This window comes from Faecalicatena contorta, from assembly GCF_001404335.1.
GTDB lineage: Bacteria > Bacillota > Clostridia > Lachnospirales > Lachnospiraceae > Faecalicatena > Faecalicatena contortus_B.
The window spans coordinates 1-17228 of sequence record NZ_CYZU01000054.1; the positions used below are offsets into that span (position 1 = coordinate 1).

A 17228-nucleotide genomic window follows, 5' to 3' on the forward strand; every position below is an offset into this window, starting at 1 on the left:
CCTATCCGGCATCGGGTGTTCTAGAATCACTTTGCAGCACGGGTGCATATCGCAACGGCATATACAGCCCCAGCACTTCCCCGGCCTCCCTGTCATAAAGCGTCCCCATCCGTCGACTAGGCTAAAGCTAGCCGACTAAATCCCGATTATGGTTTATAAGTCTGATTGCCAAAAGGATATATGACGTGATATACTAGAAATCAGAGATATCGAAAAGCAATCGCTTTTCATTTTCCAAACGGCGTTTCGCCGAAGTATACCAACATAAAAACTTATTTAACAGCGGAAAGACTTTGATTGAACTTTGTAAGAAATTCTAGTCTTTTGTACCTTCTAAATCCGTGGTATGATAAATAAAAAGCAGGGGATTTCCTTTTGTGTACAATTGCAGCTTTTTCTGCACATGAAAGGAGATTTATGGCAAATGATAACTTTATCATGTTACCGACTGTAGACTTCTGTTTTAATAATCTAATGCAGAATTCTAAAGTCAGAAGACGCTTTATAGCAGCTCTATTAAAAGTTTCACCCAATGAGATCGAAGATACCTGTATTCTTCCAACTCTGCTTTCCAGGGACACCCCGGATGATAAGCTGGGTATTCTGGATGTGAGGGTACTGCTAAAGGATCGAACCCAGATGAATCTGGAAATGCAGGTAAAATATTTTGAATACTGGGATGAACGTATCCTGTTCTATCTCTGTAAAATGTTTGACAGTCAGCTTAAAAAGGGAGACTCTTATGACAATCTGCAAAAATGTATCCATGTAAGTATCCTGGATTTCAACCATTTTCCTGGTGACAACAGTTGTTACCGCAGTTTTCATTTCCGGGATGACCGGACGGGCAGCCTTTACACTGATAAAATGGAGATTCATATACTGGAACTCAAGAAACTGCCTGCAGGTATACATACCGAGGAGGATATTATTGCATGGATGAAGTTCTTCAATGGGAAAGACAGAAAGGAGTTTGAACGAATGGCTAAAACGAACGAATATCTGGATGAAGCGTATCATACACTGGTAAATTTGAGTGCGGATGAACAAAAGCGGCTCGAATATGAGGCGAGGGAAAAAGCTCTCAAGGATTATAATACTCAGATCAGCAGTGCCGAAAAGAGAGGGATTCAAATTGGACAGCACGTCGGGGAGCAACGTGCCCGCCAGGTTTTCAAACTGCATATTCGGGGAAAATCTTTCGATGAGATCGCCGAATACTGTGATTTAACTGTTGAGAAAGTAAAAGAAATTCTGGAATAAACCTTGTTAAAAACATCCATTTGGATAAACGAAGCCTGTGCTGTCCCGGTGAAATATTTGACAGCCAGCACTTGGATATCTGAATATTGTGCAAAAAAAAGTCTTGCAGGTATATACAGCATTAAAAAATGCTGTATATACCTGCAGATTAACATTTGGCAGCCAAAAGCTCTTTTTTCATAAACACCAGAGATTATATATCAGCTTAATCCCTCTGTTTTATCATCATTTTCCAGCTGTTCCTAAGTTTCTGTTTACTTTATCTCCAGTACTTTATAGTCCTGATCTTCTACTGTCTTTTTTAATTCTTCATCTGAGATCTCTGCACTTAAGGTTACGACTGCGGTTCCTGACTCGTGGCTTACTGCCGCTTCATCCACCTGTGAAAGCGCCTCCAGGCTCTTCTTTACTCTGGCCTCACAGTGTCCGCACATCATACCCTCAATTTTCATAGTTTTTTGCATCGTTGTTTCCTCCTCTTTCTTTTTGATTTTTATTTTTTTATCTTTCGCTGCATCATACATTTTAAATAAGTTAAGCCTGAGTGCATTTGTTACTACACAGAAACTTGACAAGCTCATTGCGGCTGCACCGAACATGGGATTTAACTTCCATCCGAGCAGCGGGAACCAGACACCGGCTGCCAGCGGAATACCTATGACATTGTAGATAAATGCCCAGAATAGATTCTCATGGATATTCCGGAGGGTAGCCCTGCTTAACCGGATTGCAGCCGGCACGTCGCTCAGGCGGCTTTTCATCAGGACTACATCTGCCGCATCGATTGCGATATCTGTACCAGCGCCGATGGCAATTCCGATATCCGCCCTGGTCAGTGCGGGTGCATCATTGATTCCGTCTCCCACCATGGCGACTCTGCCCTTACGCTTCAGAGAACGGATCACGTTTTCCTTGCCGTCCGGCAGTACGCCCGCGATCACCTCATCCACTCCGGCCTGACGACCGATGGCCTTCGCTGTCCGCTCATTATCACCGGTCAGCATTACCACATGAATCCCCATGTTCTGTAATTCTTTGACAGCCCGGGGACTGTCTTCCTTAATAACATCTGCTACTGCAATGATGCCAATGAGCTGATTGCTGCGGCTGAAGAATAACGGTGTCTTTCCGTCTTCGGCCAGCTGTTCTGCCTTCTTTCTCATTGCTTCCGGAACTTTGGTATTCTCACTGATAAACTTGAAGCTGCCTCCTGTCAGAAGATCTCCGTCCATTCTGCCGGAAAGTCCATTGCCCGGGAGCGCCTGAAAGTCTGTGATCTCCTGGACATTTTGTATGTCCCGCTCCTCTGCAAGCATAAGGACAGCCCGTGCCAGGGGGTGTTCGCTTTTTTTCTCCAGCCCATAAGCCATAGCCAGGAGCTCTTCTTCTTTCAAGCCTTCTGCCGGAAGCATATCTGTTACTCTGGGCTCACCGCTTGTTATTGTCCCGGTTTTATCAAGTGCCACGATCTGCATCTTTCCGGTCTCCTCAAGGGAAACCGCTGTCTTGAACATGATCCCATGCTTTGCCCCCATACCGTTGCCGACCATGATCGCAACCGGCGTCGCCAGGCCCAGGGCACATGGGCAGCTGATAACCAGTACGGAGATTCCTCTTGCAAGAGCGAAGCCGATGGTCTGCCCGGCAAACAGCCATATCAGAATTGTCAATGCTGCAATCGCAATAACCACCGGCACAAATACACCGGATACCCGGTCTGCAACCTTGGCAATGGGCGCCTTTGTTGCCGCCGCATCGCTGACCATCTGAATAATCTGGGAAAGTGTGGTGTCTTCACCGACCCTGGTCGCCTCACACTTGATAAAACCAGAGTGGTTCAGCGTTGCTGCCGATACCGGATCCCCTGCAGCTTTGTCAATCGGAATGCTTTCTCCGGTCAGAGCAGACTCATTTACTGCACTGCTTCCTTCTATAATAATACCATCCACCGGTATATTTTCCCCGGGTCTTACTACAAAGATATCCCCTTTTACTACCTGATCAATGGATACCACTGCCTCTGCTTCTCCGCGCAGAACAGTCGCTGTCTTCGGCGCCAGTTTCATCAGGCTCTTAAGCGCATCTGTGGTTCTGCCCTTGGATCGTGCTTCCAGCATTTTTCCTACGGTAATCAAGGTCAGAATCATAGCCGCTGATTCGAAATAAAACTCATGCATGTAGTTCATCACCCCAGCCATATCGCCGTGCATCTGTGCATCAGTCATTGCAAACAGCGCATAGGTGCTGTAGATGTATGAGGCCCCCGCGCCAAGCGCGACCAGAGTATCCATATTCGGCGCCCGATGCCACAGGCTTTTAAAGCCGCTGATGAAAAACTTCTGGTTCACTACCATGATTACCGTGGTAAACAACAGCTGAATCAGTCCCATTGCCACATGATTTCCATCCAGAACTGCCGGAACAGGCCAGTTCCACATCATATGTCCCATCGATACATACATCAACGGAACCAAAAAACAGAGCGATGCGATCAGCCTCTTTTTTAGTATTGGAGTTTCTCTGTCTTTTAAAAGATCATTTTCCGCCGGAGCCTTCGTTGAAGCGCCTGATTTGTCACCGGAAACTTTCGGGGCGGCTTCGTAACCTGCCTCTTCTACTGCTGCAATAATATCAGAAGCCGAAGCGCCGCCTTCTACTCCCATGGAATTTGTCAGCAGGCTGACCGAACAGGACGTAACTCCGGGAACTTTAGCGACCGCCTTTTCCACGCGGGCACTGCAGGCTGCACAGCTCATTCCTGTTACTGAATATTGTTCCATCTTCTGCCTCCTATCTCATTAATTTCTGTAAAGTTACAACCAACTCGTCTATCGTCTCTTCCTTTCCTGCCCTGATGTCATCCGCAACGCAGGTTCTGATATGATTCGCAAGAAGTACTTTATTAAAACTGTTCAGAGCGGCATTAACTGCCGACACCTGTATCAGAATGTCTGTACAGTAAGTATCGCTCTCCACCATTCTTTTTATACCACGGATCTGCCCCTCAATCCTGTTCAGACGGTTTACGAGATCCTTATATTCCTTCTCTGAACGTTCTTTTTTCTTGTGGCAGCATTCCTTGTTCTCTTCCATTTGTATCACCTCTTTCCAAGGCCATTATATACCCCCACCAGGTATATTGCAAGTGGGAATATTAAAAAATATATTCAAAGGGGGGCGCCTGTGGGGAGCCGGATTTCTGCGGGGCAGGAAACTTCTGGGCACCTTTTCGGAAGGCTGGCCGTTTGCCTAGAGTCACTAGATAAAAACCACAGCGGATAGGGAGGCACCAACCGGCATTCACCCCGCAATTCTGATGAATTGAGCGGCTCAGGCCGGTTTAAATGCTGCTTCGGAAGCAGCATTTATCCTCCCTATCCGCTGTGGTTTTTATCTAGTGACTCTAGGCAAACGGCCAGCCTTCCGAAAAGGTGCCCAGAAGTTTCCTGCCCCGCAGAAATCCGGCTCCCCACAGGCTGTGCGCTTCCAGTAGGATGGATATGCTTTTTTGGAGGAGGTTCTTGCGGTTGAAGCGGATGGGATTGGATACACGGTGGTTGTAATCTTTTGTTTGGTAATAGCTTTTTGGGATTTTGTTCCTTCTTTTGTTTTATTTTAAACAGCTTTTCTTTGAACGCATTTTGCGACTTCCTGGGCTACTTTGGAGGCTACCCGTTTGTCGAATGGTGAGGGGATGATATAGTCTGGGTTCAATTCTTTTTCGTTTACCAGTGATGCTATTCCACGGGCGGCTGCCAGCTTCATGTCGTAGGTGATGTCTCTTGCGCCTGCGTCCAGTGCTCCCCTGAAGAGACCGGGGAAGGCAAGGACGTTGTTGATTTGGTTCGGGTAGTCGGAACGTCCGGTTCCGATTATTTTTACTCCTGCTTCTTTGGCATCTTCGTAAGTGATTTCCGGCGTGGGGTTTGCCATTGCGAATACGATTGGTTCCGGCGCCATCGTGCGCACCATTTCTTTTGTCAAAATGTTTCCCGCGGAAACTCCTATGAAGACATCTGCCCCCCTGACTGCATCCTGGAGGGTTCCGGTGATTTTCTCCGGATTTGTAAGTCTTGCCAGCTCCAGTTTATGCCCAACGGCAAAGGAACATCCTTCCGCCAGTATCCCTTCCAGGTCACAGATCGTCATATGCTTTACCCCTGCATGAAGCAGCATTTTGGCAATTGCGGTGCCTGCGCTGCCCGGACCGTTAAGTACAACTTTTATGCCGTCTATTTTCTTCCCCACTACCTTAAGCGCATTCATCAGAGCAGCCGTCGTTACAATTGCCGTTCCGTGCTGGTCGTCATGGAAAACCGGTATGTCCAGTTCCTTTTCAAGTCTCTGCTCGATCTCGAAACATTTGGGCGAACAAATATCCTCCAGGTTAATACCGCCGAAACCTGGGGCAATGCGTTTCACGGTCTCAATAATTTCTTCCGTATCTTTCGTATCCAGACATATGGGAAATGCATCCACACCTCCAAACGCTTTAAACAGGATGGCTTTTCCTTCCATGACCGGCATCGCTGCTTTCGGGCCGATGTCACCCAGTCCCAGCACTGCCGTACCATCCGTTACAACAGCTACTAAATTGCCTTTTGCGGTATAGTTATATGCTTTTTTCTCATCCCTGTGTATTTCCATACAGGGCCGGGCAACGCCGGGCGTATAGGCGGTACTTAGGTCTTCCCTTGTTTCCAGGGGAACTTTACTGCAAACCTCGATTTTCCCATGGAATTTTTCATGCATATGCAGTGCTTCTTTTTCGTAATCCATAACTGACACCTCTTTCTTCTTCCTTTACCTGTTATTTGTCTATCCTGTTGTACGATTCACCTTTTTGCATCCTTATGCTTCTATTTATTTTTTGAGCAGCAGCTCTTTCCCTGATATCCCGGGCTCTGTCATATTCTTCACATCCAGTATTTCATTCAGCTCCGCCTCATTGAGCAATCCCTCATCCAGGATCAGCTTTCTGACAGGGACTTTACTTTTCAAAGCCTCTTTCGCCAGTGCAGCAGATTTCGCATAGCCGACATGAGGACAGAGAGCCGTCACGATCCCCACGCTGTTATCCACTAATTCTCTGCAGCGTTCCTTGTTTGCTGTAATCCCATTTACACAATTATCCACAAAAGTCTCCACCGCATATGCCAGTGTATCAATTGACTGAAACAAGCAGTAGAACACGATCGGTTCAAAAGCATTTAATTCCAGCTGTCCTGCTTCGGCAGCCATTGTGATTGTCATATCATTTCCAATAATAAGAAAGGCAACCTGGTTCACAACTTCCGGGATGACCGGATTCACCTTCCCCGGCATTATGGAAGAACCATTCTGTTTTGCTGGCAGATTGATCTCCCCAAAACCGCATCTTGGCCCCGAAGACATCAGACGGAAGTCATTTGCAATTTTAGAAAGCGTTACGGCACAGGCCTTAACTGCCCCCGATACAGCCACAAACGGATCCAGATTCTGGGTGGCATCGATCAGATCATATGCCTGCACAAAATCCATTCCGCTGATCTGTGCAAGGTTCGGAACGATCCGCCGCAGGTATGCTTCATCCGCATTAATACCGGTCCCGATCGCCGTCCCGCCTAAATTCAGAGTCCGCATCTCCTCCTGCGCTTTTTCCATACGGTTAAGATCTCTTTGTATTGCCGCGGAATAAGCCCTGAACTCCTGCCCGAGCCTGATCGGAACTGCATCCTGCATCTGCGTCCTGCCCATTTTTACGATAGAGTCAAATTCCTCCGCCTTCACGCGCAGAGCCTTATGTAAACGCTCCAATTCCTTCCTGGCATTCTTGAGCAGCTTCAGAGAAGTCATCTTCCCCGCCGTAGGTATTACATCGTTGGTTGACTGTCCGCAGTTGACATGGTCATTCGGATGCACAATGGAATAGTCCCCCTTCTGCCCGCCCAATATCTCAATTGCACGGTTGGCAATCACCTCGTTAGCGTTCATATTAATGGAGGTTCCTGCGCCCCCCTGAATCGGGTCTACTATAAAAGCATTGTGCAGCTTTCCCTCCAGTATTTCATCACAAGCTTTTACAACCGCCTCAGCAATATGTTTATCCAGCAGTCCGGCCTCACAATTAGTGATCGCCGCTGCCTTCTTAATCTGCGCCAGACTGTTGATAATCTCCGGATGCATTGACAGCCCCGTAATCCTGAAGTTTTCTGCAGCCCGCAGAGACTGAACCCCATAGTAGACCCCTTCCGGAATATCCTTCGTTCCAATCGAGTCCTTCTCAGTCCGGCACTCCATTCCATCCACATTTTTTGTCATAACCATAATATAAGACCTCCTAACCATAACTTCCATTTGCTAGCCATATTATAAATCCAGAATTTTCTATAATCAAAGACATATATTTGTATATCAGATATAAGTATTTGATTATATTCGGGGCATCCATCTGTTTTCTCAATATTCTCAAATTTCGTTTTGCAAGTTTTATGTTAAGAACTTGCAAATTTATATTGACAGCATTATGTGGAAGGTGGTAAAGTACTCTGAAATACCCTAATTTCAAATACGCAAAAATATTATATGAAAGTCAGGAGGTAAAATTATGCATTCCTTGATTCAAAAGTTTATTCTTCCCAAAGAACTTGAAAACATTGTCTCCAACAGCCCAAGTGTGATCATTCCAGAAAGCAAAGAAATGCTCTTTGAACTAATCTTTGGAAATGAGCACACCGACGAAATTGAAGTCCTCTATAATGTAGAAGGCAGAATGGTGCTGGAAGCCACGGTCGCCCGCTGCCGCAATGGCGCTGCCGTCAATTTTGCCGAAGATTATATGCGCCGCCGCGATGCGGATTCTATGCGGATTGGGGATGATCTGCCAACTGATAAGCTCCGGTTTCAAGATGCTTATGGTTATGAATTTTCTTCCGTCAAAGAGCAGACTTTTCAGTGGCTTTCAGGTCAGGAGATAATCATCATACCGTTTAAAGCCGGAGGGGTTGAGTATGGCTACAATTCATTGCTGGTCTGTCCCCGCAACGCTGCATTTTTTGCATTTGCCGTTTCACAGCTTCAGGCGTTTGTGAATGCAAGAACGATAGAAGAACCGTACAGGCCGCGGGCAATTGTCTATGTGGCGCCGCCGTTCCGACATACTCATTTTCACGGCAGACAGGTCTGTGTACACTGCCGTACCAGCGAATTGCATGAAGTATTTTCCTACAATCTTTATCCCGGCCCTTCTGCCAAAAAAGGGATTTACAGTGTACTTCTTGACATTGGTGAGCAGGAAGGCTGGGTAACGGCCCATGCTTCAGCAGCCCGCATTATTACGCCCTATGAGAATGAAATGGTTATGATGCATGAAGGTGCATCCGGAGGCGGTAAGAGCGAACTGCTGCAGGATGTGCACCGTGAGTCTGACGGCCGCGTCCTTCTTGGCGTCAATACACTGACGGGAGATAAACGCTATATCACCATGAGCGATACCTGTACAATCGAGCCGGTTACGGATGACATGGCGAACTGCAATCCCCGCATCCAGACAGGCAGTGGGAAACTGGCGCTTACAGATGGCGAGGATGGCTGGTTTGTCCGGGTAGACGGAATTACAGAATACGGATGCGATCCGCTTTATGAAAAAATTGCTGTTCACTCTAAGGAGCCGCTGGTATTTTTTAATCTTCAGGCTGTTCCGCGTTCGACCTGTCTTCCGTGGGACCATACCATTGAGTCAGATGGAAAACCATGCCCGAACCCCCGGGTCATCATACCGCGCCGCTTGATTCCGAACATCGTCACCAGCCCGGTGGAAGTCAATGTGCGGAGCTTTGGCGTACGGACTCCTCCGACCACCGCAAAACATCCGGATTACGGCATACTCGGACTGATGCAGGTCATTCCGCCGGCAATTGCATGGCTGTGGCGTCTGGTCGCGCCGCGCGGATACAATAATCCAAGTATTAACGGAAGCTCTCCGCTTGCCGCCGAGGGAGTTGGTTCCTACTGGCCATTTGCGACCGGGCAGCGGGTAAAACAGGCGAATTATCTTTTAGAGCAGATCCTAAGCTGCCCGAAAACAAGATATGTATTGATCCCCAACCAGCACATCGGGATTTACAAAGTTGGATTTGCTGCCGAATGGATTTCCCGGGAATACCTGGCCCGCCGCGGAGGCGTTAATATGAAAATGGACCGTCTGACCCCGGCCCGCTGTTCCCTGCTTGGATATTCACTGAAACAGATGAAAGTAGACGGCCAGTCGATTTCTTCCAAATTCCTTCGTCCGGAAAACCAGGAAACCCTTGGAGAAGCAGGCTATGATAAAGGCGCGGGGATTCTTTACGACTTCTTTGAAAAAGAACTTTCTGTTTACGATACAGAGGAACTTCATCCGGTAGGAAAAGAAATTCTGGAATGCTTTAAAAACCGAGGTTCTGCAGAGGATTACTGCAAGATAATCAAATTAGGACTCCAGCCGTAAGATGACAGATTAGATGGCGGATCAGGAAAAAGATCACAAAAAGAAGGCTGTGCACAGCTGATATGAATCAGTCAGTGCAGCAGCCCCCTGTTTACATCCTTTTATAGAATTTCTTACACTTCGAATATCAAATCGCCATAGGATGGCATCGGCCATACATCTTTATCCACGATCATCTCCAGCGCATCTACCGGTTTCCGTAGATTTTCCATAGCCGGAAATACAGCGGAATGATAGAAGTTCGCCTGTACAGCGCCCTCTTCCTTCTCTGCTGCTTCTTCCGTCACTTTAATCAGTGTTTTCAGATTGGTTTTCGTTTCGACAAGAAGCGCTGATACTTCATTAAGCAGTTCACTCTGCACACTGGTATCTGCCCCGGCAGCCTTTACTGCAAGAATTGTATCTGCAAGTGTCTTTGTATAGTTCATGATTGCAGGGATGATCTGCTTGCTCGCCATATCGATCATGGTGCGGGCCTCAATGTTGATGGCCTTGGCATAGCTTTCGTACTGGATTTCCGCACGTGATTCCAGTTCAGCCCTTGTAAAGACATTGAACTTCTCAAACAAGGTTACCGCCTTTTCAGTCGTCATTGCCGGAATTGCTTCGACCATGGATTTGATGTTCGGAAGCCCCCGTCTTTCGGCCTCCGCTACCCATGCTTCTGAGTAGCCGTCACCATTGAATACGATCTTCTGGTTTTCTATCGCATATTCTTTGATCAGATCGTGAACAGCCATATCAAAGTCGTCAGCTTTCTCAAGCACATCGCATGCTTCTGAAAATGCCTCCGCTACGATTGTGTTTAACACAATATTCGGGGCAGCTACAGAGTCGCGTGAACCAACCATGCGGAATTCAAATTTATTTCCGGTAAATGCAAACGGGGAGGTTCTGTTTCGGTCCGTTGCGTCCTTCGCAAGATCCGGCAGAGTCTTCACTCCGGTCTCCAGCTTTCCGCCCTTAAGGCTATGTGTTGCCTCGCCTGTGCTGACCAACTGCTCCAGTACATCCTCGAGCTGTTCGCCGAGGAAAACAGAAATGATAGCCGGCGGAGCCTCATTTGCACCTAATCTGTGATCATTTCCCGGGTCTGCAGCCGATTCACGCAGCAAATCTGCATGCCTGTTAACCGCCTTCAGAATACAGGTCAGCACCATCAGAAACTGTGTGTTTTCATGCGGGGTCTTTCCCGGTTCGAGCATGTTGATTCCATCGTCCGTAGTCAGGGACCAGTTATCGTGCTTGCCGGAACCATTCACACCTGCAAAGGGCTTTTCATGGAGCAGGCACTTCATGCCATGCTGGCATGCTACCCTCTTCAGAGTCTGCATTACCAGGTGATTGTGATCTACTGCAATATTCGCTTCCGCATAGATGGGAGCCAGCTCATGCTGTGCCGGGGCTACTTCATTATGCTGTGTCTTTGCCGATACACCTACCTTCCAGAGTTCTTCGTTGACATCCTTCATGAAGGATGCAACTCTCTGGCGTATCGTTCCGAAATAGTGGTCATCCAGCTCCTGCCCCTTCGGAGGCATCGCCCCAAACAGCGTACGTCCTGTATAGATCAGGTCCTTCCTCTGTCTGAATTTCTGCGCATCTACCAGAAAATACTCCTGTTCCGGTCCAACAGATGGAGTCACTTTTTTAGATGTCGTATTTCCAAACAGACGGAGCAGTCTGAGAGACTGTTTGCTGACAGCCTCCATAGAACGGAGCAGAGGTGTCTTCTGATCCAGTGCCTCCCCCTTATAAGAGCAGAATGCCGTCGGTATACAAAGTGTCGCTCCCGCAGCGTCCTGTCTCACAAATGCCGGTGAAGTACAGTCCCAGGCCGTATATCCTCTCGCCTCAAATGTAGCGCGCAGCCCTCCCGACGGGAAGGAGGATGCATCCGGTTCTCCTTTGATCAATTCTTTTCCAGAGAAGCTCATCAGCACTTTGCCGCTCGGCAGAGGCGCTGAAATGAAGGAGTCATGCTTCTCGGCGGTCACACCTGTCAGAGGCTGGAACCAGTGCGTGTAGTGAGTTGCCCCCTTCTCGATCGCCCATTCCTTCATTTCATGTGCAATGACATCGGCTGTTTCAAGATCCAGTTCCTTTCCTTCCTCTATCGTTCTCTTCAGGTTTTTATAGATTTTTTTCGGCAAACGTTCCTGCATCACAGTATCGTTAAAAACATTTTCCCCAAAAATCTCTGCAACATTGACTAGTTCTGCGCTCATAAATCCTTCCTTTCTCTTCGCTTTTCAAATTTGTAGAACCGGGCAGACTTGCGAATCCCCGTTTTCAATTACTTTATTTTATGGGCCGGCATAAGGCTTATGTATACCCATAAAGTAAAAGGGCACTCCAAGTTATCTTGGAACGCCCTTGTTCGTATCTACGTTTGTCAGTATACCTCAATCGTCCAGGAAATTCAAGTAAAAATTAAAATTTTTATTCAGCTTTACCAACTGATCCAAACAATTCCATTTTTTCCTTAACGGTCTCCATAATTGCATCTGTACCTGGTTTCAGTAACTTACGCGGGTCAAAGCCTTTTCCTTCCAGGTCTTTTCCAGCCTCAATATATTTACGTGTAGCAGCCGCGAATGATAACTGGCATTCTGTATTTACATTGATCTTTGCTACGCCCAGATCAATTGCCTTTTTGATCATATCTTCCGGAATTCCTGTACCGCCATGAAGCACCAGAGGCATGTCCCCAGTCAGCTGCTGGATTGCATCCAAAGTCTCAAAGCTCAGCCCTTCCCAGTTGTCCGGGTATTTTCCATGGATATTGCCGATTCCTGCTGCCAGGAAATCAATTCCAAGGTCTGCAACCATCTTGCATTCCTGCGGATCAGCACACTCGCCCTTACCGATCACGCCGTCCTCCTCGCCGCCGATGGAGCCGACTTCTGCTTCCAGAGACATTCCGTGTTCTTTTACGATCTGCACAAGCTCTTTTGTCTTTGCAACGTTCTCCTCGATTGGATAGTGGGAACCGTCAAACATGATAGAAGAAAATCCTGCTTCCACACACTTCAGGCATCCTTCGTAGCTGCCGTGATCCAGATGAAGTGCAACTGGGACAGTGATGTTGAGTTCTTCCATCATCCCATTTACCATACCTACTACTGTCTTATAACCTGTCATATATTTTCCTGCGCCTTCCGATACACCTAAAATTACCGGAGAGCTGCACTCCTGGGCTGCTGTCAAAATTGCTTTTGTCCATTCCAGGTTGTTGATGTTAAACTGTCCGACTGCGTAATGGCCAGCCTTTGCCTTTTGAAGCATTTCTTTTGCTGATACTAACATATAATCCTCCTTCACTACTATGACTTGCCGGGGTAAACCGGTAAGCATGTTTGTTATCAAATCTTTTTACATTATAGCTTATTGATGGGGAAAAGACAATCTAAAAATCATAATTAATGCTGGCAGGGGGGACGCCAGAGGCGGAACGGGACGGGGACAGACGGAAGCATCTATGTGTCTGGTATGCGGACGCTGCGCTAAGCAGCAGTAAGAGGAAACGCACAAAATCTGCCGGCACTGTACACATTCACCGCCTACTCTGATGAGTAGACGGCTCAGGTGTACAGAAAAGTTGCTTCGGTAGCAACTTTTCTCCGGCAGATTTTGTGCGTTCCCTCTAACTGCTGCTAAGCTCGTTTTATGCATACCAGACACATAGATGCTTCCGTCTGTCCCCGTCCCATTCCGCCCCTGGCTGGCTCATCCTGTCAGAAGGAATTATGACCGTCTCCGACGGTATCTTAGGCCGGGTGCGGCGGATGGGCGGAGATGTTTCGGCGGTGGTATTTTTGGGGGGGTTATATTTTTTTGGACAGGTTTATATTGTCATTGCGGACTCGTAGGCTGCCCATATTGCGTCCATTACGTTGGTGGGCTGTTTGGCGTCTCCTATTAGGTGGACATTGTCTGCTTTGATTTTTTCATATAGGTTCTGATCCGGGGTATAACCTACGGATACTACTATGTGGTCGGCTGGGATTTCGTGTTTTACTTTCATTCCTTGCGGGCCGAGGGCGAACATGCGCTTTGCACGGTTGGCAGCGTTCGGATAGTTCTTTTCTGTTTCACATACAACGGCAATCCCTTCTTTGTAGCTCTCGACTACTGCGTTTTTGATTACTTTGACTTTGTAGTAGTCAAGCAGTTCCATTAACATGTTGTAGTTTGCTGCGGCAAGGCCGAAGGCGTTCAGGATGGTGTCGGCCATTTCTACTATGGTTACTTTTTTGCCTTCCCGGCCTAACATGTAGGCTATCTCGCATCCTGTCAGACCGCCTCCTACGATTAGGACGTTGTCGCCTTTTATGTCGGCGCTTCTGAGGGTTTCTATGGCGTATGTGACGTTTTCGGCATCGAATCCCGGTGTGTCCAGTTTCCTTTCGTTGGCTCCTGTTGCTACGAATATCTCGTCGTATCCTGCGGACATTTCTGCTGTTGCTTCTGTATTCATATGTACATTGACCGGAAGGTCGCTCATTTGTTTTTTGTACCATTTCAGGAGATTTTTATCATCGTCTTTGAAGTCGGGGGTTGCTGCGGCTACAAAGACGCCTCCGAGTTCTCCTGTTTTTTCAAACAGATCTACTTCATGGCCGCGCAGTGCGCAGACTCTTGCTGCCTCCATGCCTCCCAGGCCGCCTCCGATTACCATGACTTTTTTCTTTGTCTCTGCCGGTTTTAATGCGTAGCTCTTTTCTCTACCGCAGGCCGGGTTGACCGCACAGCTGATGTCTTTGCCCTGGAAGATTCTTCCCAGGCACCCCTGATGGCAGGATATACATGGACGTACGTCATCCAGGCGCTCTTCATAGAACTTGCGGCCCAGCTCCGGATCTGCCAACAGCGGTCGGCCCATGCCCATGATATCGATCTGGCCCTCAGATATTGCTTTTTCGGCAAGTTCAGGATCATCAAAACGTCCTGCGCATACGACTGGTATATTTACTGCTTTTTTAACTGCCGCCACATCCTTTAAGTTGCAGGCTTTTGGCATATACACCGGCGGATGCGGCCAGAACCAGGAATCATAGCTTCCATTATCGCAGTTGAGCATATCGTAACCGTATTCCTCCAGCATTTTTGCAACTGTTACGCCTTCCTCTAAATCCCGACCCATTTCTTCGAATTCTTCTCCCGGAAGCGCTCCGCGGTTGTAATCCTTCACATAGCTGCGCACACTGTAGCGCACGGATACAGGGAAATCTTTTCCACACTTTTCTTTGATGGCCTCCACGATCTCTTTGGGGAATCTTAAACGGTTCTCCAGGCAGCCGCCATACTCGTCCGTACGTTTGTTGTAGAATCCGATTGCAAACTGATCCAGCAGATAGCCTTCATGGACGGCGTGGATTTCAACGCCATCGCAGCCAGCCTGCTTCACCAGATACGCTGCCTGTGCAAAATTTTCTACGTATTTGTGAATCTCCTCTTTGGAGATTCCCCTGTTCTTTATGGTTGGATCCCATACATTTTGAATCGGCGCCGGCGCCGGAAGCATCTTCCAGTCTGTTTCGCTCTCAATATGCCCTGCTCTCCCCGTCATGGCCGTCAGTTGGACAAATACCTTGGAACCATATTCATGGACTCCGTCCGCCAGATATTTCATCGCAGGTACATATTCATCCGGAAAATTAACCGGATTTCTTACCGGAATCGGTATAATCGGCACTAATCCTGTCACGATCAGACCGGTACCGCCTTTGGCACGCTCAATATAATAGTCCGCGCCGTCCTTTGTATATGCTCCGGTCTTCTGATTCATCAGACGTGGTGAAAACACACCCATCGGCATCATGGCAATGCGGTTTGGCACCTCTGTGTTTCCTACTTTAATCGGCGAAAATAAATGTTTGTACTTTGTAGACATAGACAACTCCTTTCAGCTTTTCAACAAGTTCTGTTAAAATTATAACACTTTATTTGGTGCAAATCTATTGACACAGAATACAATTCGCCGAATGTTATTTTGTTAAAATTGACTATAAACGATACTGTTCAGACCGTGCCGTGCACCCCGCTGCACGGCACGGAGCTGATGACGTGATGTTCTCGGGGCATCTGCACCTCGCCATAGGCGACTTTAAATGGGCAGATGCCGTTACTGTGCACGCCGGCAGGGTGTGCACAATAACTTATAATTGTACTACCGCCTTGTCAAAAAGGGAATACTCGTGTTATCCTAAAAAAAGATTTACACAACATAGACACGGCATGTATCATACCGAATTAGGGGGATTTATGAAGCCACAGACTAACCGCCAGAGACAGGCAATTGCAACAAAACATAAGATTTTCTCCTGTGCAGTATCTCTGTTCGCAGAGAAGTCTTATGAAAACGTAACGGTCCAGGATATCTGTGATAAGGCAGAGGTATCCGTAGGCGCCTTTTATCATCATTTTAAAAGCAAGGAGAATATATTGGACGAGGGTTACCGTCTGTTTGACCAGCAGTCCGAAGAAGCCTGGAAGAACGGACACCCCGATTCTCCGCTGGAGGCCATCCATTTTCTTATCTCAGGGCAGGCCCGCTCTATGGAAGATATGGGCGCCATGGCCGCACTCCAGTATTTTAAACATCAGCTGTCCAGCAAAGAAAAATATATCCTGAACAAGGACCGATTCTTTTATCAGACGATCTATCACGCCGTGCTGGAAGAGACTTCCGCCGGCACCCTTCTGGGCGATCCGGCCGCGATCACAGAAGACATCCTGGGAATTACCAGGGGAATGATCTATGACTGGTGTCTCCACGAGGGCGGATACGCCCTGTCAGAACGTACAAACCACGCGCTGGATATGATTCTCAGCTATTACCAAAAACAGGGGACGAACTAAGGGGGAGAGCTGTCATTAACGCAGTATTTTCTCGACATAGAGGGAGGTAAATTGAACATTACCAGACGATTTGCCCCCCTTTTTGAAATTTTAAGAACAAAAAAATACCGGAACCCTCATTCTCAAAGGATTTCCGGTAATTAGTTAAATGACTCCAAGGGGAATCGAACCCCTGATTCCAGCGTGAGAGGCTAGCGTCTTAACCGCTTGACCATGGAGCCATGTTCTATATTGCTTTCACAAGCGAATTTCATTATACTACACCATTTCCAAATATGCAAGCACTTTTTAAAATCTTTTGTCGATTTTTTCAACGATTTTTTTAATATTTAAAAATCCCTAAAAACGATGTCAAATTTCACCCCCTATTATAACCCTCCCCAATCGACGCTCTTAACATCTGATCGGATGCACTCAGCGAAATAAAGGGATAGCCGCCAGCCTCCTAAGGGCGCATATGCCGTTGCGAATTGCTAAAGCAGGCCTAAGAAATTCTAAGAAGCAGCCAGCTGCGAAAGTGGGGAGCATTTATGATTCCGAATCATAAATGCGGATGGCCCAGCGCGAGAAATCATGGGATTTCTCGTGATGTGCCATCCCGTGCCCCACTTTCGCGGCTGGCTGCTTCTTAGAA

The 17228-nt window shown here is 47.5% G+C and carries 10 protein-coding genes and 1 tRNA gene; 3 read left to right on the forward strand and 8 right to left on the reverse strand.

Annotated elements, in window-relative coordinates; all coding sequences use genetic code 11:
- Positions 1-417: 417 nt before the first annotated feature.
- Positions 418-1263 (forward strand): Rpn family recombination-promoting nuclease/putative transposase, encoded by an 846-nt coding sequence (locus ARB69_RS20520; protein ID WP_055154878.1) that lies wholly within the window; start codon positions 418-420, stop codon positions 1261-1263.
- Positions 1264-1517: 254 nt separating this feature from the next.
- Here ARB69_RS20520 and ARB69_RS20525 read toward each other — a convergent pair whose 3' ends face one another.
- The 4 genes from ARB69_RS20525 to ARB69_RS20540 all read right to left on the reverse strand — a co-directional run bounded on the left by ARB69_RS20525 (position 1518) and on the right by ARB69_RS20540 (position 7569).
- Positions 1518-4043: a heavy metal translocating P-type ATPase gene (locus ARB69_RS20525; protein WP_055154879.1), complete on the reverse strand. Its 2526-nt coding sequence runs from the start codon at positions 4041-4043 to the stop codon at positions 1518-1520.
- A 10-nt stretch (positions 4044-4053) separates the two neighbouring features.
- Complete coding sequence (locus tag ARB69_RS20530; RefSeq protein WP_050641870.1) at positions 4054-4356, reverse strand: metal-sensing transcriptional repressor; 303 nt, start codon at positions 4354-4356, stop codon at positions 4054-4056.
- 522 nt (positions 4357-4878) lie between these two features.
- Complete coding sequence (locus ARB69_RS20535; RefSeq protein ID WP_050641871.1) at positions 4879-6042, reverse strand: NAD(P)-dependent malic enzyme; 1164 nt, start codon at positions 6040-6042, stop codon at positions 4879-4881.
- 84 nt (positions 6043-6126) lie between these two features.
- Positions 6127-7569 carry an aspartate ammonia-lyase gene (locus ARB69_RS20540; RefSeq protein WP_050641872.1) on the reverse strand — a complete coding sequence of 481 codons (1443 nt, stop codon included), beginning with the start codon at positions 7567-7569 and terminating at the stop codon, positions 6127-6129.
- A 280-nt stretch (positions 7570-7849) separates the two neighbouring features.
- Here ARB69_RS20540 and ARB69_RS20545 point away from each other — a divergent pair, with 280 nt between their 5' ends.
- Entirely contained in the window at positions 7850-9730 is a 1881-nt protein-coding gene (locus ARB69_RS20545; protein WP_050641873.1) for a DUF4914 family protein, read from the forward strand.
- Positions 9731-9843: 113 nt separating this feature from the next.
- Here the strand turns inward: ARB69_RS20545 and ARB69_RS20550 are convergent, their stop codons facing one another.
- The 3 genes from ARB69_RS20550 to ARB69_RS20560 form a co-directional block, all read right to left on the reverse strand.
- The gene (locus ARB69_RS20550; RefSeq protein ID WP_050641874.1) at positions 9844-11958 is read right to left on the reverse strand and encodes a glutamine synthetase III; all 2115 of its coding nucleotides are present in this window, start codon (positions 11956-11958) and stop codon (positions 9844-9846) included.
- Positions 11959-12172: 214 nt separating this feature from the next.
- Positions 12173-13039: a class II fructose-1,6-bisphosphate aldolase gene (gene fba, locus ARB69_RS20555; RefSeq protein WP_050641875.1), complete on the reverse strand. Its 867-nt coding sequence runs from the start codon at positions 13037-13039 to the stop codon at positions 12173-12175.
- A 538-nt stretch (positions 13040-13577) separates the two neighbouring features.
- Positions 13578-15626 (reverse strand): FAD-dependent oxidoreductase, encoded by a 2049-nt coding sequence (locus tag ARB69_RS20560; RefSeq protein WP_055154880.1) that lies wholly within the window; start codon positions 15624-15626, stop codon positions 13578-13580.
- A gap of 371 nt (positions 15627-15997) precedes the next feature.
- Here ARB69_RS20560 and ARB69_RS20565 point away from each other — a divergent pair, with 371 nt between their 5' ends.
- Positions 15998-16594, forward strand: a complete 597-nt coding sequence (locus ARB69_RS20565) for a TetR/AcrR family transcriptional regulator (protein WP_055154881.1) — start codon at positions 15998-16000, stop codon at positions 16592-16594.
- Between the two features lie 149 nt (positions 16595-16743).
- On the opposite strand, the gene ARB69_RS20570 is transcribed toward ARB69_RS20565, so the two are convergent.
- Positions 16744-16815: transfer RNA gene (locus ARB69_RS20570), tRNA-Glu, on the reverse strand.
- Positions 16816-17228 lie beyond the last annotated feature (413 nt).

Coding starts and splice junctions, on each gene's coding strand:
- ARB69_RS20520 (WP_055154878.1), top strand. CDS start 418: ATGGCAAATGATAACTTTATCATGTTACCGACTGTAGACTTCTGTTTT.
- ARB69_RS20525 (WP_055154879.1), bottom strand. CDS start 4,043: ATGGAACAATATTCAGTAACAGGAATGAGCTGTGCAGCCTGCAGTGCC.
- ARB69_RS20530 (WP_050641870.1), bottom strand. CDS start 4,356: ATGGAAGAGAACAAGGAATGCTGCCACAAGAAAAAAGAACGTTCAGAG.
- ARB69_RS20535 (WP_050641871.1), bottom strand. CDS start 6,042: ATGGATTACGAAAAAGAAGCACTGCATATGCATGAAAAATTCCATGGG.
- ARB69_RS20540 (WP_050641872.1), bottom strand. CDS start 7,569: ATGGTTATGACAAAAAATGTGGATGGAATGGAGTGCCGGACTGAGAAG.
- ARB69_RS20545 (WP_050641873.1), top strand. CDS start 7,850: ATGCATTCCTTGATTCAAAAGTTTATTCTTCCCAAAGAACTTGAAAAC.
- ARB69_RS20550 (WP_050641874.1), bottom strand. CDS start 11,958: ATGAGCGCAGAACTAGTCAATGTTGCAGAGATTTTTGGGGAAAATGTT.
- fba (WP_050641875.1), bottom strand. CDS start 13,039: ATGTTAGTATCAGCAAAAGAAATGCTTCAAAAGGCAAAGGCTGGCCAT.
- ARB69_RS20560 (WP_055154880.1), bottom strand. CDS start 15,626: ATGTCTACAAAGTACAAACATTTATTTTCGCCGATTAAAGTAGGAAAC.
- ARB69_RS20565 (WP_055154881.1), top strand. CDS start 15,998: ATGAAGCCACAGACTAACCGCCAGAGACAGGCAATTGCAACAAAACAT.